The following is a 20,244-nucleotide window of genomic DNA, read 5'->3' as shown; positions in this document are numbered from 1 at the left end:
GAAGAAATGAAGTATTATCTAACAGAGTTTGCAAAGGCAAATATTGTAGGCTTAACCATATTTATCGTTCATAGTATCATACTGTACGTGCTGGGTAACCCTTGGTATGGAGATGGAGTAATAACCTTTTTTATCCAAAACCAAATCTTTTCTGTAGCGCTGTATGCAGTAAATACGATGGTTATAGTAAATTTTAGAAAACGTTTTACCGCTACTCTGTGGAATTTTAAGGTGCTTACTTATGCGCTTATTGCGCATATTGCTGTGACTTTAGTTACCGTGTTTGTACTACGGTTGATACTTATCACCAAGTATTACAACATTCCTTTAGATCAATATTGGGCTAGTGAAGGTCTTGAGGATTATATATTTCCTTTTATAATAACAGCTGTCGCAACTACCTCGTTTTATGCGGTGAGTCGCTGGAAGAGAAAGCAAGAGAGTAAAGTAAAGGAATCTAAAATTATTGCAGGAGCCGCCTCTGCAAAGTTTGATGCACTTAAAAATCAGCTGGATCCTCATTTTTTATTCAACAGTTTAAATGTGCTAGCAAGTCTTATAGAGGAAAACCCTAGACAGGCAACCAAGTTTACCACTTCACTTTCAAAAGTTTACAGATATGTACTAGAGCAAAAAAATAAAGAACTAGTACCACTAGAGGAGGAGCTTGCCTTTGCTCGTACGTATATGAATCTTATCAAAATGCGTTTTGAAGACAGTATTGTGGTAGATATACCTGAGCAATCTTCTCACTCAGAGTACAAGGTGGTGCCGCTCTCGTTACAGTTACTACTAGAAAATGCTGTAAAGCATAACCAAGTCACTCCTTCAAATAAGCTTCATATAAGAATCTATGAAGAGGGAAATACGCTATATGTGACTAATAACATCCAGAAAAAACAAGTAGTAAAGAAGAGTAGCGGTGTAGGTCTACAAAACATACGCCAGCGCTACGGCCTGCTCACGAGTAGTGATGTTGTTATAAAAGATGATGGAGCAAACTTTCAAGTAGGTGTGCCGTTACTTACACAAGCTGGACAAGCTAGTTTTGAACCTAAGCAAACAGAGTATCTAGAGGATAAACGTTATCAACGTGCAAAAAAGAAGGTAGAAGAACTCAAAGGATTTTACATACACTTCACTATTTATGTGATTATGGTGCCTGTCTTTATTTATTTTAATGTGATGTCTACCAGTTTTCCTTGGGCACTTTTTCCTATACTAGGATGGGGCTGGGGCGTTGTAGGTCACGCCTCTGAGGTGTACGGCTGGAGCCCTATATTTAATAAAGCTTGGGAAAAACGTAAGATAGAGAGACTTATGGATGATGATGATTTCTAAGTTGCAAAACTAAGCTCCGTTAAATAGTTCGATGATTTATCATATAAAAAAAGTGTCTTTAAGCCGTAGCCTAAAGACACTTTTTACATTCTGTAAGAAAGATGTTAGTCTTTTTTAAGGTGCTCTACATTTTTCTTCATTTGTATTTGTGCTCCAGAGTCCTTTGTTTTCATCGCTCTGTATTTGAAGTTTATAAACTCTACCAGTAATGAGAAGGCAATCGTAAAATATAAATAACCCTTAGGGATGGCTCCTACGCTTGATCCAAAGATTTCTAAGTGTGATAGGTGCGCGCCTTCTGCAATAAGCATAAAACCTATTAAAATTAAGAATGACAGGCCTAAAATCTGTAAAGATGGGTGCTTTGCAATAAAGTTTCCTACAGGGTTTGCAAAGAGCATCATTATCCCCACAGAGATAACAACTGCTATCACCATAATGATTAATGCATCTGTTGGATTGTCAGAGAGCCCGTTAGTCATCCCGACAGCCGTAAGTATAGAGTCAAAAGAGAATACAAGGTTGATAACTGCAATTTGTACAATGGCATTACCTAGCGTAGTAGAGCTCTTTTTTGAAATCTCTTCTTCTTCTAGTCCTGTTTCATCCACCTTCTCGTGTATCTCGTGTACAGACTTCCAGATAAGGAAGATACCCCCTGCAATAAGTATAACTGCTTGCCAGCTTATGCCTCCCGTTATCCAGCTCGCGTTTATATGCCAGAAAGGAGCACTTAAAGCCACAAGCCACGATATCCCAAAAAGTAATGCGATACGCATACCCATTGCAAGTGCAAGACCAATGTTAGTCGCTTTTTTACGATCCTTTTGCGGAAGCTTTTCTGCGGCGATAGATATAAAGATGATGTTATCTATACCTAATATAATTTCAAGAAAGGTAAGCGTAAGCAGTGCAATCCAAGCATCTGCAGAGGTAAGAATGTCAAACATTAGTTAGTCGTTTTTTTTGCGGTTCCGCGTTGTTTGTTGGTTTCTCCTACGAGGGAGTACTCAAAGGTATAAAAATCTCCGTCAGTAGCTATGATTTTCATATGGAGTGCTTTTTCCTCACTCATACTTTTTGGGTTCAACTTCTTAACGATGTACTCACAATCATTAATCCATCGCACAGAAGAGGAGTCTGCTTTACCATTAAAAAAATCGACTTCAAGAGTATCGTTACGTGTAAATGTTGTGGCTATAAGTTCGCCATCTAGAAGTGTCTCAAAAGTAAAGGTGCCAGTCTTAAAATTTGCACAATCTCGCTCTGGATTTTTACAGCTTAAAGCGAAAAAAAAACAAGCAGCAACCGAGTAAAAAAAGATACGTTTCATAGACTACAAAAATAATATACAAAGAGTTGGAACTCGTAATTTGAAACCTCTTTTTTAGAAGGTTTTTAATTGCCGAAAATGAGCTAGGTTATTTAATTAGATAATGAGGCAAACTACATTTCATAACTTTCAAAAGTCCCATCTTCTAAGAAAATAATTACTCTCTTAATTGCCGATTTTGAAGAAGAAAAAGCGCCTATATTTTCTATGCTTTTTTGAGCTGTTTTTTGGGTCTTCTCTTCGGTAGTTTTTTGGAGCGCGTTAGAGAGGTTTTTTTGTGAGTTTTCTTGTGTCTCAATTATCGTTTTTTGTGGAGTAGGAGGTGGTGGTTTTGGAGTTGTTTTCTTCCCGTAAAGTAACCACTCTAATTCTATATTTGGAAAGGTGTCTACTACCTTCATAACAAAGTCTAAGCTGGGCTTGTTTCTACCCGCCATAAGATGAGAGATAGTTGCACGACCTACAGATAGTTTTTCTGCAAATGATGTCGCACTAAGCTCGTGTGACTCCATAATTTTTTGAAGTCGCTTTGCAAATTTTGTATTGTCTAGTAGTGTTTCCATTTGTATACAGCAAAGATACGTTACAATTGTAAACTATAGCTATCTATACTTGATAAACATAAAAATTACGTGTAAATAGATTAAACTTTAAGTTTATATTTTAATATATAAATGTCTGATTTATAATAATTAATTTGTATTAGGTCTGTAATTTACCCATTTGAACGGTATTTTACAATAGTAACGTTCCATTTGTGTAAAGATTCCTTGTTTACAATTGTAACACAACACTTGTAAGAGCTAATTTCAAAAAAAGTATCTTTGTCATTCAAAGTAAGATTATGATATTATCTAAGGTTTTAGAAGAGTTTACTAATTGTCGTGAGGAAGCTATTTCTGGTCGCTACATTTCACCAGAATTTATTACAAATTTTGTTGAGAATTTACCACAAGAATTTACTGTTTCTATAGAAGGTAATTCTGTAGAAAAACGTCCTATTTATTCGGTAAAATTTGGGTCTGGAAAAACTAAAATTTTAATGTGGTCACAGATGCACGGTAATGAATCTACAACCACAAAATCTTTACTTGATTTTTGTAATTTTTTACAAAAATATAAGTATCAAAATGATGTGAAAAATGTGCTTGATAATTGTACGTTTTTTATGATACCTATGCTTAATCCTGATGGGTCAAAAATGTGGACTAGAAATAATGCAAACGACGTAGATCTTAATCGAGATTCTCAAGATTTGAGTCAGCCAGAATCAAAATTATTACGTCAAATTTTTAATGATTTTAAGCCAGATTTTTGTTTCAACTTACACGGGCAACGCACCATTTATGGTTTTGAAAATACAGGTAAACCATCGATACTTTCTTTCCTTGCACCTTCGGCAAATGAGGAGAGAAATTTTACATTTTCGCGTAAGCAATCTGCAAGTGTAATCACACATATTTTTAAAAATTTGCAAGACGATCTTGATGGTAATATAGGGCTATATAATGACGCTTTTAATAACAATTGTGTAGGTGATGCTTTTCAAGAAGCTGGGGTAGCAACCATACTTTTTGAAGCAGGTCATTACCCTAATGATTATGTTCGCGAAAATACACGAGCATACATTTTTGCATCATTATGGTATGCCATTGAGGCTTGCCAAAAAGATATATCATACCCTGTTGAGGATTATAAAATGATACCTGAGCATAGTAAGTGTTATTGTGATTTACATAGTAAGGGTGTAACTATTGAGAAATTGCAGTATAAAGAAACAGTAGTAGATGGGGTCATTTTATTTAGCCCAGAACCTCTTGAAGAGGTGCTAGGTACAGGTGTTTTTTGTCATAAAGAAGTAGATAATGCATCTAGCTTCAAACTTGCGTAGTATAGTCTCGATTTAAGGTAAAAAATAAGGGGTAAAAAGTTTACGATAACGTTTTAGTAAATAAGAGGTGGTTGTTGCAGAATAATCAGTAATATTCTATTATTTTTGCATTATATTCAAAAAACGCAGATACAATGGCAAAGTTCAAATTAGACGAAGTAGACCACCAGATACTCGATATGCTTATCGAGAATACAAGAACTCCTTTTACAGATATAGCAAAAAAATTACTCATCTCTGCAGGTACTGTACACGTACGTGTTAAGAAGATGGAAGAAGCAGGAATTATCACAGGTTCCTCACTTACACTAGATTACGGAAAACTAGGCTATTCTTTTATAGCATATGTAGGTGTTTACATTAATAAAACATCGCAAACTACTTTTGTACTTGAGCGCATTGCTCAAATCCCGTTTGTAACTGTCGCTCACGTAACTACAGGTAAGTTTAACATCTTCTGTAAAATAAGAGCAAGAGATACGAATCACGCAAAGAATGTTATTTTCTTACTAGATGATATAGATGGTGTATATCGCACAGAAACGATGATCTCGCTAGAAGAGAGCATTAATGACAAGAAAAGATTAATGCACTCTATCTTTCAAGATCTAGTATAATTAGAACCGTAGAATATTTTAAAACCCTTTCTCATAAACGAGAAAGGGTTTTTTATTACTTTTAACTTAAATTTTTTAGACTATGACAACGCGAGGAGAAGTTCAAGAGCCAGAGTATAACACCTATTATAACCAGTATATCTCACAGGTTTCAGAGGACACAGATTTGCTTGAGGCTTTACAATCTGGGCTGGATTTTACCGTGTCGTTTTATAATAGTTTATCAGAAGAGCAATTACTATTGCGCTATGCACCTGGTAAATGGACTCCTAAAGAGGTATTGTTACATCTTATAGATACAGAGCGCATATTCTCATATCGTGCATTACGCTTTTCTAGAATGGACGCTACTCCTTTACAAGGTTTTGAGCAAGATGATTTTGTGGCGTCAAGTAATGCAAATGAGCGTACTATATCATCTCTACTTGAGGAGTATGCTAGTGTGCGTCTAGCAAGTTTAAGTCTCTTTACATCTATGACAAAAGAGACTGTGCGTGTAATAGGAGAAGCAAGTCAAAGCCCGTTAAGCCCTCGCGCAGCAGGTTTTATAATCGCGGGTCACGAGCGTCACCACATTGCCATAATTAAAGAAAGGTATTTATAAAGTACCTTGCTGCGTGCTTTCTAGATAATGGTCAAAGGCCTTATATATAAGTTCGTTTGGAGCTTGTTTATCTATAACGGCTCTTCCTATACTTTCTAGAAGTACAAAATTTATATTGCCATTTGTATTTTTCTTATCGTGCTTGAGGTATTCTATAATGGGTTCTATGTCCGCTTTCGCGAAAGCGACCTCCTCATACATATCATTAAGCGTAGTTGTAATATCATCAAGCGCATCCTTACTAAGCCCCGTAAGTTCCACCGAAAGATAGCTTTCTAAAATCATCCCAACCGCTATTGCCTCTCCGTGTAACAGCGTCTTTCTAGTGTCTGAAGCTAGGCAGTATGACTCAATAGCGTGACCCAATGTATGGCCGTAATTAAGTGTCTTTCTAATACTTTGTTCTCTAGGATCTTGAAGTACAATTTCATTTTTTATGATAATGCTCTCATAGATGAGTTGGCTCAAATCATCTGTGGTCATCTCGCTTAAGTTTTTAAGCTTATTCCAGTAAGATTGATCTGCAATGAGTCCGTGTTTATACATTTCTGCAAGGCCAGAACGGAGTTCTTCTGGTGGTAATGTTGCCAGAAAGCCACCATCTATAAGTACCATTTGTGGGTTGTTTATAACACCTATGAGATTCTTAAGTGTGCCTAGATCAACACCTGTTTTACCACCTACGCTGGCATCTACCATAGAGAGAAGAGAGGTCGGGACATTTATAAAGTCCATACCACGTTTAAAAGTACTTGCTACAAAGCCGCCTAGATCTGTAACAACTCCTCCACCTAGGTTAATTACGAGTCCTTTTCTATCTGCATCTAGTGCTGCAAGGGCATCCCAAACTCCACTACAGGTTTCTATCGTTTTGTTAATCTCACCTTGTGGTATCTCTATGACTTCTATAGGAATTTCGGTAGCTAGATTACCTAAAAAAGGAGCGAGACAATCTTCGTGGGTATGTTCATCTACTATTACAAATATCTTACTGTAAGAGCTTTGGAGTAATAGTACATTAAGGGCATCATATCCAGATTGATTAAAAACGATATCGTATGAAGCAGCTTGAATGGTAGTCATTATAATGTAATTTTAACAGTTGCAAATTACTCACTTTTGGTTTAAAAAAGTGGAATCTAGATGTATATTTGTCCAACTAATTTAAGCATATGCAAACCTCTCTTTTTGATAATACCGAAAATGCCTTCAAGCTCAAATCTGATAGTGAGTTAGAACGCGCGTACTTTCTTTTTAAAATGATTTCTAAAGAACCACTTGTGCGCATAGGTACGGCAGCAACTCGTTTTGCACTTAATGCAAACCTGCCTGTAGAAGGTCTTATACGATCTACTGTTTTTGATCACTTTTGTGGAGGTGTTAATGAAGAAGACTGTATGACATCTGTAGATAAACTGTATAGTGCAAATGTGTGTTCTGTTCTAGATTATTCTGTAGAGGGTAAAGAAGAGGAAGCCTCCTTTGATGAGTGTATGAATAAAGTAATAGGTCTTGTAGAGTTTGCAGATGAGAAAGATGCAATGCCTATCGTGGTTTTTAAACCTACTGGAGTAGGTCGTTTTGCAATATGGCAAAAACTTACAGAAGGAACTGCACTTACCTCAGAAGAACTAGTAGAGTGGGAACGCATAAAAGAGCGTATGCACGCTATATGTAAGATAGCAAAAGAGCGTGATGTAGAGGTGCTTATAGATGGAGAAGAATCGTGGATGCAAGGCGCCGCAGATGATATGGTGGCAGAGCTTATGGCAACTTACAATAAAGAAAAGCCCATCGTCTATAATACTTTGCAGTGTTACCGTCACGACCGCTTAGAGTACTTAAAAAAACTACACCTTGAAGCACGTGCTAGAGATTTTAAAATAGGTATGAAAATCGTGAGAGGTGCTTATATGGAGAAGGAAAATAAACGCGCTAAGGAAAAAGGATACCCCACGCCTATATGTAAAGACAAGCGTGCTACAGATGAAAACTTTAACGCTACGATGCGTTATATTTTTGAAAATCTAGATGATATCTCTCTATTTTTAGGAACACACAATGAAGACAGTTCTTTACTTGCTGTGAAGTTTATGGGTGAGATGGGAATTTCAAAAGATGATAATCGAGTGTGGTTTGGTCAATTGTATGGGATGAGTGATCATATAAGTTTTAACTTATCTCTTGAGGGGTATAATGTGGCAAAATACCTTCCCTTTGGCCCCGTAAAAGATGTAATGCCATACCTCATACGTCGCGCCGAAGAAAACACCTCTGTAGCGGGGCAAACTAATCGTGAGCTAGAGCTTATTAAAGCAGAGCGTAAGAGAAGAAGATTATAGTTATTCTACTATGTCTGTAGTATTGTTATTTTTTCGATTGTTATAGAGATCTATAGCTTCGAGATAGTTAAGGCCGCCTTGAAGAGTTTGATCTATCATAAAGCCATCTAGCTCCTTCTGGTTGCTGGCAATCCACTGGGTAAGACCTTTCTTTTGTTCGGTCCATAATTTCCAGTCAGTATTGATAAAATCAACATTGTCAATCCTACTTATTTTACCATTAGTAAAATGTACTAAATGTTTAGTGACAAGAGGATTGTTTCTTAAAAACTCAAATCGTTTTGAGCTTGCAGATATAGTTACGAGAAGGTCATTTTCTTGTTGCTCAATATTAATAATCTTTACCTGAGGCACAAATACAGAATCCCATTTAAAATGAGTTTCAAAAGTCTCTGGTGTAAAATTCATTACATAATCACCTTCTGTGATTGTGAGGCTGTCTGAGAGCTGAGTCTCTATTAATTTATAATCACCATTATTAAAGCCGCTGTAGTAATTTTTTGCCGTCGCAATATGTGAAGTTTCTTTTGAGGAACAAGCACTTATAACTAGTAGTAGAAGTGTAGTGTATGTTGCCGTTCTCATAGTGGTATAGCGTTACTCTTTTATTTCTTTTATAGAAACTATGCGTACGGACTCTTCACAATTGTCCAGTGTCATTTTAAGATCTTTGCCAGTTTCATCCTCTCCGGTAATGACATAAAAACCACAAGGTTCCTTGCGGGTCTCGCTCTCACCAAAGTCTACTTCTCCTAGTTTTAGAAGTCTATTTATAGTTACAGTATCACGTTGCATAGCAGCAAGCTCTGCTGTAGCATCTGGTGATAATGTATAGGGTTTAATTCGTAAGTTTTTTAAAACCCGCTGCTGCGGAAAATAGGCACAACTTGTTTTTTTACCGCTAAAAAAGAATGCGAGTACGATAAGTCCTATAGAAAAACCACCTAGGTAATAACCTATACGTTTTAGAATGTGCATATGCTTGCTAGAAAATCAAAAGGTTGATGTCTCGGTAAGAAAGATTAAACCAGTCTGCTACCGATTTTTTGGTTAAAATACCGTGGTAAAAATACAATCCATTTTTTAATCCTCGGTCAAAGCGTAACTTATTTTCTATACCACCTTCCTCTGCAATATCTAGTAAGTAAGGAGTAAAAATATTACTAAGCGATACAGAAGCAGTACGCGCAAATCTAGCAGGTATATTAGGCACGCAATAATGAGTCACTCCGTGCTTTTTATATGTAGGCGCATCGTGTGATGTCACCTCAGAGGTTTCAAAACAACCACCCATATCTATACTTACGTCTATAATGACAGCGCCATTCTTCATAGCCTCTACCATCACCTCGCTCACAATCACAGGCGCACGGTTTGCACCTCTTACAGCACCTATTACTACGTCACAGCGTTTTAATGCTTTTACAAGGTTTTTAGGTTGTATAGTAGAGGTATATAGTGGTCTTCCTACATTAGTTTGTATAGAGCGTAGTTTTGTAATAGAGTTGTCAAAAATTTTGACATTAGCTCCAAGACCTATAGCAGATCTAGCTGCAAACTCTCCCACAGTTCCCGCACCTATAATAACAACTTCTGCCGGAGGCACACCGCTTATGTTACCTAGCAACATCCCAGTGCCCGTTTCTGAGCTAGACATAATCTCTGCAGCCATCTGTACGGCGGCGGTTCCTGCTATTTCAGAGAGTGTGCGTACGGCAGGGTAGGTGCCATCTTCGTCTTTTATAAACTCAAAGGCAAGTGCTGTGATGCGCTTGCTTGCAAGAGTTTCAAAATATTTTTTCTCTTGTGTTTTAATTTGTAGGGCAGATATGAGTACCGTCTGTGGGTTCATCATCTCGATTTCCTCTAGTGAGGGCGGTTCTACCTTTAAGATCATAGGGCAAGAAAAAACCTTTGCTGTATCTTTTGTGATTTCGGCACCGTTTTCTGAGTAATCTTTATCGGTATATCTAGCGCCCTTTCCAGCTTTAGACTCTACCATCACACGGTGGCCATTTGCAGTAAGTGCACCTACAGCATCTGGCGTGAGACATACACGTCGCTCTTGAAAATGCGTCTCTCTAGGGATGCCTATAAAAAGCTCTCCACGTTTTTTTTCGACCTCAAGGCACTCTTCTTGAGGGAGTAACATTTCTTTGGTAAAAGGTGAGTTGCTCGTGTCCATTCTAGTTTGGTTGGTAGTTACTCAAAAGTAAGGAATTATTTACCAAAACTTTACTTAGAGTACCCTAGAGGTGCTTATAGAGGTTTGTATTGCGCTTTCGCGAAAGCGTACTCACACCCTTACTAATTATTTGTAATGCGGGTGATGCATCTGCGTCTTACTAAGTATCTTTGCAATCAAAAATAAAAGGAGATGAACTACGCCGAAAATATATTAGGTACTATAGGAAACACACCTATGGTAAAGATGAACGCACTTGTAAAAGACTTGCCTTGTCTTGTCCTTGCAAAGTATGAGACTTTCAACCCTGGTAACTCTGTAAAAGACCGTATGGCTTTACAAATGGTAGAAGATGCAGAGGCTGCAGGTGTTCTTAAGCCTGGCGGTACCATTATAGAGGGAACCTCTGGTAATACAGGTATGGGACTTGCTCTTGCTGCTATCATAAAGGGGTATAAAATGATCTGTGTAATCTCAGATAAGCAGTCTAAAGAGAAAATGGATATTTTACGTGCCGTAGGCAGTGAGGTGGTAGTATGTCCCACTAATGTAGATCCAGAAGATCCAAGATCTTACTACTCTACATCAAAAAGACTTGCAGAAGAAACTCCAAATAGCTGGTATGTAAATCAATATGATAATCCATCTAATTGTAAAGCACACTTTAATAGTACAGGACCAGAAATTTGGGATCAGACAGAAGGTAAGGTAACGCACTTTGTGGTAGGAGTAGGAACTGGAGGGACTATATCTGGCGTAGGAAGTTATTTAAAAATGAAAAACCCAAATGTAAAAGTTTGGGGAATAGATACCTATGGTTCGGTTTTTAAGAAATACAAGGAAACTGGCATTTTTGATGAAAACGAAATTTATCCTTACATCACAGAAGGAATAGGTGAAGACATATTACCACTTAATGTAAATTTTAGTGTGATAGATGGATTTACTAAGGTGACAGATAAGGATGCTGCGGTATATACAAGAAGACTAGCAAAAGAAGAGGGAATGTTTTTAGGAAACTCTGCCGGGTCTGCCATAAAAGGGTTACTGCAACTTAATGAAGAAGGTAAATTTGGTCCAGATGACGTAGTGGTGGTCCTTTTTCACGATCACGGTAGCCGTTATGTGGGTAAAATGTTTAATGATGACTGGATGCGTGAGCGAGGTTTTTTAGATCAAGAGTATAAAGTTGCTAGTGATCTTATTAAAAACCACATAGACAAACCATTAATTACTGTAAAAACAGAAGAGCTTGTATCCCACGCTATAGAGCGTATGCGTGAGTTTAAAATATCACAAATCCCTGTAGAAGATACAACTGGCATAGTAGGATCTGTAGATGAGGCCGACCTTTTTAGAGCCTATATGGAAAATAATGATGTGGCAGATACACCTATCAAAGACGTTATGGGAGCTCCATATCCAGTAGTTCAAAAAACTGCAGTCATTTCTGAAGTGTCAAAACTTATCACAAAAGAAAATAATGCAGTGCTCGTAGACCTAGGAGAAGGTAAACACCACATAATTACCAAGCACGATATCATAAACGCTATCTAGTCTTTGCATAGATAAGGTAAGAGCTAATGAGGTAGGCATTGTCTATCTCTTTTTTGTTTTATTGCTTCATAGAAGTAATGGCGCTACCTTATAATATTGATTTACAATCTAATTGCCTGTAATTAGTAACATTAGTTGTGAGAATTTTCTATTTTAGAACCTTAATACTAGGTGTCTATGCAAGAAGATTTTCTTCATTATTTATGGAAATTTAAGAAGTACGCTTTCGCGAAAGCGAAAACCACCACCGGCCTACCTATAACCTTAGTAGCCGCAGGACAACATAATGAACTCTCGGGTCCAGATTTTTTTAATGCAAGTTTGCATATAGGTGATCAGTTATGGGCGGGAAATGTAGAGATACACTTAAAATCTTCTGACTGGTATGCTCATCATCACGAAAAAGACCCTGCATATGATAATGTGATATTGCACGTAGTATGGGAGCACGATGTTGAGATTTATAGAGCAAATAATGACGCCGTACCCACTCTGGTTCTCAAAGATTATGTCTCACCACAGGCGCTCGAGAATTATGAAAAGCTATTTGCAAATCAATCTCAAAAGTGGATAAATTGTGATGTAGATATCAAGCGTGTGCCAGCTATGATAGAAGAAAACTGGCTGGAGCGTTTATATTTTGAAAGACTAGCTCGCAAAACCGACCTTATCAAGCCTTTGCTAGAGATGGTAAATAATGACTGGGAGGCTACATTTTTTATATTGTTACTTAAAGGCTTTGGGACCAAAATCAATGCAAGTTCTTTTCAATCCATAGGGGAGAAGCTCCCTTTTTCTGTAATACGTAAATGTGCTCCAGAGCCCTTTAAGCTAGAGGCATTATTGTTTGGTGTGGCAAACCTCCTGCCAGAAGATACTATAGATTCTTACCCTATGCAGCTGCAGGGTGAATTTGAATTTATACTACATAAATTTGCTCTTGACAGTAGTGGTATTTTGCCCGTGCAGTTTTTTAAATTACGTCCAGATAATTTTCCCACCATACGGTTATCACAAATAGCGCAACTATATCACAAGCACCCTAATTTATTCAGTAAAGTGATGACCGCAAAAAGCGTCGAGGAATTATACTTGCTTTTTGATATAAATGCGTCCATATATTGGGATACACACTACTCTTTTGGGAAGGAACAAAAGGAACGAGTAAAAAAGCTCACAAAATCTTTTGTGGATATTTTGCTCATCAATGCCGTCTTGCCTTTACGTTTTTATTATTCACAATATCTAGGGAAAGATGAAGGTGAGTTGTTGCTTAAAATGATACAAGCTATAAAGCCTGAAAAAAATAGTATCATTAAGAAATTTGAACAGATTAGAGCAAAAACAAAAAACGCCCAAGAAACTCAGGCGCTTTTAGAATTAAAATCTCAATATTGTGATGTAAATAAATGTCTATCGTGTGCTATTGGAAATTTCCTCATAGCAAATAATTGAATTCTATTATATAAGTGGTAAATATAACTTTTACTGATTATAGGTTTTACTAATTAAAAATTAACAACAATAAATTAAAGCTATTAAAAATCAGTTCTTTTAAAAGTTTTTAATGGGTTTTTAAATTTTCGCCACCCACTTGTAGCAGTGTTGCTTTAAAAAGCTCTTAGAGTTGCTTAAAATTAATATTTCATAAAATTTTAATTTTTAAGTCTCATTGTTTAATCTTTAAATTCACTCACGTAGTGCATTTTTACAGATGGATATTTTTGTTGAGTCATCTGTAAGGTAAAAGGGGAGTCGGCTAGAAATACGAGTTGACCTCTTTTGTCTTTGGCCATAAAACGCTGTTTAACTCTCAAGAATTCTTTAAATTCTTCACTTTTAGGGTCTTCTGGGTCCACCCAGCAAGCTTTTGATACGCCTAGAGGTTCATACGTACATTTTGCGCCATACTCGTGCTCTAGTCTATATTGTATTACTTCATATTGTAATGCACCTACGGTACCTATAACCTTTCTCCCATTGAGTTCTAGTGTAAATAATTGTGCTACACCTTCATCCATAAGTTGATCTATACCTTTTGCTAACTGCTTAGATTTCATAGGGTCAGCATTGTTAATATATCTAAAGTGTTCTGGAGAGAAGGCAGGTATACCTTTATAGTGTAGTATTTCTCCAGAGGTTAAAGTGTCACCTATCTTAAAGTTACCGGTGTCGTGTAAGCCCACAATATCACCAGGGTAAGAGATGTCTACAATTTCCTTACGCTCTGCAAAAAATGCATTGGGACTGGAAAATTTTAGGTTTTTCTTATTACGTACGTGTAAGTATGGTTTATTACGCTCAAAAACTCCAGAAACAATCTTTATAAAGGCAAGTCTATCTCGGTGCTTAGGGTCCATATTTGCGTGAATTTTAAAAACAAATCCAGAGAACGCATCTTCATTAGGTAAAACAAGGCGTTCCTCGCTCATTTTAGGCCTTGGTGGCGGTGCAATCTTTACAAAACAATCTAAGAGCTCTCTCACTCCAAAATTATTTAATGCAGATCCAAAAAACACAGGTTGTTGGTGTCCGGCAAGGTATTCTTCTTGGTCAAATGCAGGGTAAACTCCCTGTACAAGCTCTAATTCTTCGCGTAAATTATTTGCAGAATCTTCTCCTACTAACTCGTCTAAGATACTATCTTCAAGGTTTGAAACTTGAATAGTCTCTTCTATATTTTTTCTACTATCACCACTAAAGAGGTTTACGTTTTTCTCCCAGAGGTTGTATATACCTTTAAAGTCATAACCCATACCTATAGGGAAACTTAGTGGGGTTACTTTAAGGTGTAGCTTTTCTTCAATTTCATCAAGTAGTTCAAAAGCGTCTTTACCTTCACGATCCAGCTTGTTTACAAACACGATCATAGGTATATTACGCATTCTACACACCTCTACAAGCTTCTCTGTTTGTGGTTCTACTCCTTTTGCTACGTCTACCACTACAATTACACTATCTACCGCTGTGAGTGTTCTAAAGGTGTCTTCGGCAAAATCTTTGTGACCAGGTGTGTCAAGTATATTTACTTTAATACCATTATACTCAAACGCAAGTACAGAAGTAGCAACAGAAATACCACGCTGGCGCTCTATTTCCATAAAATCACTCGTGGCTCCTTTCTTGATTTTATTCGATTTTACAGCTCCTGCTTCTTGTATTGCTCCCCCAAAAAGGAGTAATTTTTCTGTAAGAGTAGTCTTTCCTGCATCTGGGTGAGATACAATCCCAAAGGTTCTTCTGCGGGCTATTTCTTTTTTGAAACTCATAAGATGTGCATTCTTTTAGCTTGCAAATATACTATATAGTGGTTAGTGTTTGGTTTATACTGTATGTGGTTGTTTTGTATATTTTTCCGGTTTATAAATGGCTGTAATAAAGCGTTTTGGGGCATACGATTTCGCGAAAGCGTTAAGGTTTTATTGTGCTTTGAGTTGATTTGTATTTCAAACATTTCTGTTGAACAGCTTTTTTTGTGTATTTTGCCGAGTATAAAATACAATTGGGCTAAAAGTTGATTTTTCAAATTTCGAATTTCAACAATGGCTTATATTTGTACCCCAACTTAGAATGACATAAATTAACTAAATCTCAAATAGAGGTTTTTGAAGTTTTTTTTGAATTTTTTGTTGAGGTCTAATCTGTTATTGCTATTCTGCGGAAATTTAAGGTGAAGCCTCATCTTATAAGAATTATCAAAAAAAATTTATTTTAAGTTAACTTTTACTAAATAATAATGTAAAAAAAATAAATAAATGTATAAGATAAAGTATTTATTGGTAGGTCTGATTCTTTTTTCAACTCTTAATTTGTTAGGTCAAAAAAAATTACACTTAGTTAATGAAAGGAGCGAAAAATCTTTTATTGTAAATGATTTGGAGTTTAGTTTTGAGTTGATTAATACTACTGGATTAGGAGAGTTTTTTTTTATAGAGATTGATAAAGAATTTTGTTCTAAAATTAATCAGAAGATTAGAAAAGATGATAATAAGTATTTGGATAGCCTCACCTTATATTTGGAAAGAGAGGGTGTTGAGTACTTAGTTTCTAATGATATTCAAAAAGAGGCTGCTTTAAAAGTATCAAATGAAAATAAAGCACGTTTTGGCTTAATAGTGAAATTAGGAACTTCTGTCCCAGTTGGTTCTAAATATTGTATAAAAGTGAATTTGTTGAACGAACTAGGTGAGGTGTTGGATAGTGAAAATCTTGTAGTTCATAAGGGCGACGCGTCGTTAAGATAGAGTTTTATGCTTTTCTGTTTTCTTTAATTGTTTATTAAATGTTATGTTAAAAAAAAATATTAAAAAAGTAACTTTCTTTGCTTTTCTCGGATTGCTGCTGTTTAGTTTTAAAGTTTTCTCTCAGGATGTTATTCTCACTTCTACTGTAAAGCCAAGCTTAGATAATTGTAGTGAGTTTGATGTTGCTTTAAGCGTAGAGGGGAATCCTGTTATTACACCTCAAGAGGTTGTGCTTTTGATTGATAATTCTGGGAGTATGGCTGACTTGGTGAATGTAAATGGAAATTCAACTACTTTACTATCAGTTGCTCAGGATGCTGCTATAGATTTTGTAAATAATTTATTTAATAGCTCTAATAATCCAAATCTTGATAATAGGATTTCTATAATCAGTTATAATAGTTTTGCAAATGTAGAAATAGGACTGTCCGGGGTAGGTGACTCTCAAGCCATAATAAATGCAATAAACTCAATTTCATCGGGTGGTTCTACAAATTTTGAGGATGCTTTATTAAAGTCTCGCGATGTATTACTTGATAATTTTAACCCTGCTTCTTTTGATTGTAGTACTGAGAGAAGTATAATTCTTTTGACCGATGGTATAGCAAGATGGCATAACGAATTGCCATTACCGGTAACAGGTCAAGGGCAATGTTCAGATATTGTGTTTGATACGTCTTGTCAAACACGTTCTTTTGCTGCGAGGGATCAATTGCAGGAGTTATTTGTTGGTGGAGATGATTTTTTCCAAAATATTTTCACAATTGGTTTTACCGGGGCTCTTTCCAGTGTTCAAAATGATGTGTCTAATTATACTTTGAATAGAATTCAAAATAAAGGTTCATATTTTACTAATGAAGCAGCTGATTTAGCTGGTATTTATAGTCAGATTTTGGGCCAATTGTCACCAGCAGCAACGGCTTTACCTGGATCTCCCCTAGTTAGTACTACCATTCCAACTAATTATAATGTTGTGCCAGGTTCTATATCCGTAAGTAAAGGGGATTTTATTTTAGATGGGCAAAATATAGATTGGAATTTACAAAATATTAATAATGAAATAGTTTCGTTAAATTATTCAATTATTGCCGATGAAAGTGTATGTGGAAATTCTGTTCTCTCTGAATCTATCATTAGCTATGAAAATTCTAATTGTGATATTATCACTGAAGTTTTTGACAGCTCAGAAGTCTGTGTACCGTGTCCAGTTTTAGAAACAGATGTTGTTAGAGTTGGGTGCTCTAATTCTTTTAATTTTATAGCATCAATTGAAGGGGTAACTTGTGTTTCTTTGGGTCAAGATTTTTTATGGGAATTTTTATTGGATGGGAATGTTGTTGGGCAGTCTAATGAGCAAACTGGTGTTTTTACTTATAGTGGTACAGAGCCACTTAGCGGCGAGCTGAATGCGAGAGTAGATTATATTGGTTCGTATGAAGGACCATGTTCTCTCCCTGTTCTTAGTCAAGACTTCGTTTTGTCTATTCCGGAGCCTCTTAACTTTAGTGTTGCTAATGTTAATGACGTTTTGTGTAATGGAGAGAGTACAGCTTCTATTGATATTGATGTTTCGGGAGGATATCCACCTTATACTTACTTGTGGAGTAATGGAGCAACGTCTCAAGATTTAGATAATATTGGTGCTGGTAGTTACAATTTGATTGTAAGTGATTCAAATGGGTGTTCTTTTGAAATTGATAATAGTATAGTTATATCTGAACCTGTTCCGGGTTTGAGTATTATTGGCAATGTCAGCAATATTTCCTGTTTTGACGGAGATGATGGTGAAATTGAACTTATACCAGCAGGTGGGGTTCCGCCGTATGAATATCTATGGAGCAATGGAGAAACTACACAAAATATTATAGATTTAGAGGTAGGGACGTATACTGTAATTCTAAAGGATTCTAATTTATGTGAAGCTGAGGCTACGTTTACAGTAGAGCAACCTACTGCTGCATTATCTATTGCTGATACCATAACTAATGTGTTATGTAATGGTGATAGTAGTGGTGTTGTGCAACTAGCAGTAAGTGGTGGCACTGCTCCTTATACTTATGAATGGAGTGATGGGTCAACTGCGGTAAACTTGGAAGATGTTACTGCAGGAAGTTATTCAGTGGTGGTTACAGATGCTAATGATTGTGTAATACAGCAGTCTTTTACAATTACAGAGCCAGACTCGCCACTAAGTATAAATCTTACTAGAGAAAATGCTACTACTGCTCAAAATTGTGAAGATGGAACGGCTACTGCAGCAGTTACTGGAGGAACAGCTCCTTATTCATATCTATGGAGTAATGGTGCAACTGTTGCAAGTATTTCAGATCTTTCAGACGGCACGTATTCTGTAACTGTTACAGATGCAAATGGTTGTGAGCTTACTCAAAGTGTTGTAGTAGACTGTATAAACACTTGTGATGCAGTTATCGCTATTGGTACTGTAACAGATGTGTTATGTGCATCGGAAGAAACTGGTTCAACTACTGTAAGTGCTAGTTCTGAAGCAAACCCAGGCGCTCTTTTTACATTTACTTGGAGTAATGGTGAAGTCGATGCTGGTGTAACTTCTAGTACTTTAAATAATATAGGCGCTGGTGTTTATACAGTGAGTGTGACTATAGACGGTACTGTATGTCAGCCTGTAGAGCAAAGTGTGACAGTATCTGAACCTAGTTCAGCTGTAGGAGTTACAATTTCTACAGAAGATGAAACGGGTCCTGGGCTATCTAATGGAGAGGCTACAGCTTCTGCTACAGGTGGTGTGGCTCCGTATACATACTCTTGGAGCAATGGAGCAACTACAGCTCAAATTGATAATTTAAGCCCTGGAGATTATACTGTAGAAGTTACAGATGATAATGGGTGTACTGTTGAAAGTACTGTAACTATTAATCCAGGAAGTTGTAATAACTTATCAATTACAACTAGTGTTGAAAATGTAAGTTGTAATGGTTTTTCAGATGGTTCTGTAGGTTCTAATACTACAGGTGGTGTTGGTCCATTTACTTATTCTTGGAGTAATGGTGCAACAACAGAAAATATTAATAATGTAGAGGCTGGAAATTATACAGTTACAGTTACTGATACATTTACAAATTGTACTGCTCAGTCTACAGTTGCTGTAAATGAGCCTACTGTGTTGAGTGCAGGTATAGCTGTTAATAATGTATTGTGTTTTGGAGAATCGACAGGTTCTTTAAATCTCACCGTTTCGGGAGGTACTTTAGATTATACATATGAATGGAGTAGTGGTCAAACTATTGAAGATTTAACAGGGTTACCTGCGGGTAATTATTCAGTAGTTGTAACAGACGGTAATGGTTGTACAACTACAGCATCTGCTGTAATAAATGAGCCGACTAGTGCTGTAACTGCTGATGTTTCAAGTATAAACGAAAATGGTGCAACTTCTAATGATGGTACTGCCACTGCAATACCAGAAGGAGGTACTCCACCTTATACTATATCTTGGAGTAACGGTGAAACAACAGAAACTATTAGTGGTCTCGATGCTGGTGACTATACAGTAGAGGTAACAGATGCTAATGGTTGTAGATATGAAGAAACAATAACTGTAGCTTCTACAAACCAAGTTCCTGCTCCTGTAAATGATTCTGCAACTACAAGTGAGGATACCGCTGTAGAAATAGATGTTACGGATAATGATAATTTTGGATCTGATGGTCCAAATGATTCAGTAATAGTTATAACTGAGCAACCAGATAATGGAACAGTTACGGTTGATGATGGTGGAACACCAAATGACCCAACTGATGATTCTGTAATTTATACTCCAGATCCTGATTTTAATGGAACTGATACTTTTGAATATGAAATTACAGATAGTAATGGGGATTCTGAGACTGCTACTGTAGTAGTAACTGTAAATCCTATTGCAGATGTTGTTGATGATGCAGATACTACTCCAGAGGATACTCCAGTGAATATAGATGTATTAGACAATGATACTTTCGATCCTGCTGCTGATGTAGCAGTAACGGATGTTACAGATCCTGCAAACGGAACTGTAGTGATCAACGATGATGGAACAGTAACCTATACTCCAGATCCTGATTTCAACGGAGAAGATACTTTTGAATACACAGTAACAGTAACCAACCCTGATG

At 36.7% G+C, this 20,244-nt stretch carries 17 protein-coding genes and 1 pseudogene; 10 read left to right on the top strand and 8 right to left on the bottom strand.

Annotated features, from left to right (window positions below; genetic code table 11):
* The first annotated feature begins 6 nt into the window (after nucleotides 1-6).
* Nucleotides 7-1,341: a histidine kinase gene (locus tag ACFO5T_RS14495; protein WP_380035825.1), complete on the top strand. Its 1,335-nt coding sequence runs from the start codon at nucleotides 7-9 to the stop codon at nucleotides 1,339-1,341.
* 104 nt (nucleotides 1,342-1,445) lie between these two features.
* On the opposite strand, the gene ACFO5T_RS14490 is transcribed toward ACFO5T_RS14495, so the two are convergent.
* From ACFO5T_RS14490 to ACFO5T_RS14480, 3 genes are all read right to left on the bottom strand, one after another.
* Nucleotides 1,446-2,291 (bottom strand): TerC family protein, encoded by an 846-nt coding sequence (locus ACFO5T_RS14490; RefSeq protein ID WP_375252935.1) that lies wholly within the window; start codon nucleotides 2,289-2,291, stop codon nucleotides 1,446-1,448.
* Nucleotides 2,291-2,674 carry a DNA topoisomerase IV gene (locus ACFO5T_RS14485; protein WP_380035821.1) on the bottom strand — a complete coding sequence of 128 codons (384 nt, stop codon included), beginning with the start codon at nucleotides 2,672-2,674 and terminating at the stop codon, nucleotides 2,291-2,293. Before ACFO5T_RS14485 ends, ACFO5T_RS14490 begins: the two co-directional genes overlap by 1 nt.
* Nucleotides 2,675-2,787: 113 nt before the next feature.
* A complete protein-coding gene (locus ACFO5T_RS14480) occupies nucleotides 2,788-3,237 on the bottom strand; it encodes a helix-turn-helix domain-containing protein (protein WP_380035818.1) in 450 nt (149 codons plus the stop codon).
* A gap of 281 nt (nucleotides 3,238-3,518) precedes the next feature.
* Between ACFO5T_RS14480 and ACFO5T_RS14475 the strand changes: the two genes are divergently transcribed.
* The 3 genes from ACFO5T_RS14475 (at nucleotide 3,519) to ACFO5T_RS14465 (ending at nucleotide 5,786) form a co-directional block, all read left to right on the top strand.
* Nucleotides 3,519-4,565, top strand: coding sequence for a M14 family zinc carboxypeptidase (locus ACFO5T_RS14475; protein ID WP_380035815.1), 1,047 nt, complete (start codon nucleotides 3,519-3,521; stop codon nucleotides 4,563-4,565).
* Between the two features lie 134 nt (nucleotides 4,566-4,699).
* Nucleotides 4,700-5,182: an Lrp/AsnC family transcriptional regulator gene (locus tag ACFO5T_RS14470; RefSeq protein WP_013751723.1), complete on the top strand. Its 483-nt coding sequence runs from the start codon at nucleotides 4,700-4,702 to the stop codon at nucleotides 5,180-5,182.
* Between the two features lie 82 nt (nucleotides 5,183-5,264).
* Nucleotides 5,265-5,786 carry a DinB family protein gene (locus tag ACFO5T_RS14465; protein ID WP_380035812.1) on the top strand — a complete coding sequence of 174 codons (522 nt, stop codon included), beginning with the start codon at nucleotides 5,265-5,267 and terminating at the stop codon, nucleotides 5,784-5,786.
* Here ACFO5T_RS14465 and aroB read toward each other — a convergent pair.
* Nucleotides 5,781-6,869 (bottom strand): 3-dehydroquinate synthase, encoded by a 1,089-nt coding sequence (gene aroB / locus ACFO5T_RS14460; RefSeq protein WP_380035809.1) that lies wholly within the window; start codon nucleotides 6,867-6,869, stop codon nucleotides 5,781-5,783. The two genes, ACFO5T_RS14465 and aroB, sit on opposite strands and share 6 nt — an antisense overlap.
* Nucleotides 6,870-6,958: 89 nt before the next feature.
* Between aroB and ACFO5T_RS14455 the strand changes: the two genes are divergently transcribed.
* A complete protein-coding gene (locus ACFO5T_RS14455) occupies nucleotides 6,959-8,128 on the top strand; it encodes a proline dehydrogenase family protein (protein ID WP_380035806.1) in 1,170 nt (389 codons plus the stop codon).
* On the opposite strand, the gene ACFO5T_RS14450 is transcribed toward ACFO5T_RS14455, so the two are convergent.
* From ACFO5T_RS14450 to ACFO5T_RS14440, 3 genes are read right to left on the bottom strand one after another with little or no spacing between them, the layout of a single operon-like run.
* Entirely contained in the window at nucleotides 8,129-8,713 is a 585-nt protein-coding gene (locus tag ACFO5T_RS14450) for a hypothetical protein (RefSeq protein ID WP_380035803.1), read from the bottom strand.
* A 12-nt stretch (nucleotides 8,714-8,725) separates the two neighbouring features.
* A complete protein-coding gene (locus tag ACFO5T_RS14445; protein WP_038600670.1) occupies nucleotides 8,726-9,106 on the bottom strand; it encodes a hypothetical protein in 381 nt (126 codons plus the stop codon).
* A 7-nt stretch (nucleotides 9,107-9,113) separates the two neighbouring features.
* Nucleotides 9,114-10,313, bottom strand: a complete 1,200-nt coding sequence (locus ACFO5T_RS14440; RefSeq protein WP_035328469.1) for an alanine dehydrogenase — start codon at nucleotides 10,311-10,313, stop codon at nucleotides 9,114-9,116.
* 192 nt (nucleotides 10,314-10,505) lie between these two features.
* Between ACFO5T_RS14440 and ACFO5T_RS14435 the strand changes: the two genes are divergently transcribed.
* Nucleotides 10,506-11,870 (top strand): pyridoxal-phosphate dependent enzyme, encoded by a 1,365-nt coding sequence (locus ACFO5T_RS14435; protein ID WP_035328471.1) that lies wholly within the window; start codon nucleotides 10,506-10,508, stop codon nucleotides 11,868-11,870.
* 177 nt (nucleotides 11,871-12,047) lie between these two features.
* Nucleotides 12,048-13,325: a DUF2851 family protein gene (locus ACFO5T_RS14430; protein WP_380035798.1), complete on the top strand. Its 1,278-nt coding sequence runs from the start codon at nucleotides 12,048-12,050 to the stop codon at nucleotides 13,323-13,325.
* A gap of 221 nt (nucleotides 13,326-13,546) precedes the next feature.
* Here ACFO5T_RS14430 and ACFO5T_RS14425 read toward each other — a convergent pair whose 3' ends face one another.
* Complete coding sequence (locus tag ACFO5T_RS14425; protein ID WP_038600680.1) at nucleotides 13,547-15,139, bottom strand: peptide chain release factor 3; 1,593 nt, start codon at nucleotides 15,137-15,139, stop codon at nucleotides 13,547-13,549.
* 486 nt (nucleotides 15,140-15,625) lie between these two features.
* On the opposite strand from ACFO5T_RS14425, the gene ACFO5T_RS14420 reads away from it, so the two are divergent.
* The 3 genes and pseudogenes from ACFO5T_RS14420 to ACFO5T_RS14410 all read left to right on the top strand — a co-directional run.
* Entirely contained in the window at nucleotides 15,626-16,114 is a 489-nt protein-coding gene (locus tag ACFO5T_RS14420; RefSeq protein ID WP_380035795.1) for a hypothetical protein, read from the top strand.
* A 43-nt stretch (nucleotides 16,115-16,157) separates the two neighbouring features.
* Nucleotides 16,158-16,712: pseudogene (locus ACFO5T_RS14415) on the top strand (VWA domain-containing protein); the annotation flags it as partial.
* Between the two features lie 693 nt (nucleotides 16,713-17,405).
* Nucleotides 17,406-20,244: Ig-like domain-containing protein (locus ACFO5T_RS14410; protein ID WP_380036118.1), on the top strand; the 2,839-nt coding region annotated here is incomplete at its 3' end.

It is taken from the genome of Dokdonia genika, assembly GCF_042652845.1.
Classification (GTDB): domain Bacteria; phylum Bacteroidota; class Bacteroidia; order Flavobacteriales; family Flavobacteriaceae; genus Dokdonia; species Dokdonia donghaensis.
The sequence above is the reverse complement of the archived record's forward strand: the minus strand, read 5'-3'. Positions and strand labels throughout refer to the sequence as shown.

Coding starts and splice junctions, on each gene's coding strand:
- ACFO5T_RS14495 (WP_380035825.1), top strand. CDS start 7: ATGAAGTATTATCTAACAGAGTTTGCAAAGGCAAATATTGTAGGCTTA.
- ACFO5T_RS14490 (WP_375252935.1), bottom strand. CDS start 2,291: ATGTTTGACATTCTTACCTCTGCAGATGCTTGGATTGCACTGCTTACG.
- ACFO5T_RS14485 (WP_380035821.1), bottom strand. CDS start 2,674: ATGAAACGTATCTTTTTTTACTCGGTTGCTGCTTGTTTTTTTTTCGCT.
- ACFO5T_RS14480 (WP_380035818.1), bottom strand. CDS start 3,237: ATGGAAACACTACTAGACAATACAAAATTTGCAAAGCGACTTCAAAAA.
- ACFO5T_RS14475 (WP_380035815.1), top strand. CDS start 3,519: ATGATATTATCTAAGGTTTTAGAAGAGTTTACTAATTGTCGTGAGGAA.
- ACFO5T_RS14470 (WP_013751723.1), top strand. CDS start 4,700: ATGGCAAAGTTCAAATTAGACGAAGTAGACCACCAGATACTCGATATG.
- ACFO5T_RS14465 (WP_380035812.1), top strand. CDS start 5,265: ATGACAACGCGAGGAGAAGTTCAAGAGCCAGAGTATAACACCTATTAT.
- aroB (WP_380035809.1), bottom strand. CDS start 6,869: ATGACTACCATTCAAGCTGCTTCATACGATATCGTTTTTAATCAATCT.
- ACFO5T_RS14455 (WP_380035806.1), top strand. CDS start 6,959: ATGCAAACCTCTCTTTTTGATAATACCGAAAATGCCTTCAAGCTCAAA.
- ACFO5T_RS14450 (WP_380035803.1), bottom strand. CDS start 8,713: ATGAGAACGGCAACATACACTACACTTCTACTACTAGTTATAAGTGCT.
- ACFO5T_RS14445 (WP_038600670.1), bottom strand. CDS start 9,106: ATGCACATTCTAAAACGTATAGGTTATTACCTAGGTGGTTTTTCTATA.
- ACFO5T_RS14440 (WP_035328469.1), bottom strand. CDS start 10,313: ATGGACACGAGCAACTCACCTTTTACCAAAGAAATGTTACTCCCTCAA.
- ACFO5T_RS14435 (WP_035328471.1), top strand. CDS start 10,506: ATGAACTACGCCGAAAATATATTAGGTACTATAGGAAACACACCTATG.
- ACFO5T_RS14430 (WP_380035798.1), top strand. CDS start 12,048: ATGCAAGAAGATTTTCTTCATTATTTATGGAAATTTAAGAAGTACGCT.
- ACFO5T_RS14425 (WP_038600680.1), bottom strand. CDS start 15,139: ATGAGTTTCAAAAAAGAAATAGCCCGCAGAAGAACCTTTGGGATTGTA.
- ACFO5T_RS14420 (WP_380035795.1), top strand. CDS start 15,626: ATGTATAAGATAAAGTATTTATTGGTAGGTCTGATTCTTTTTTCAACT.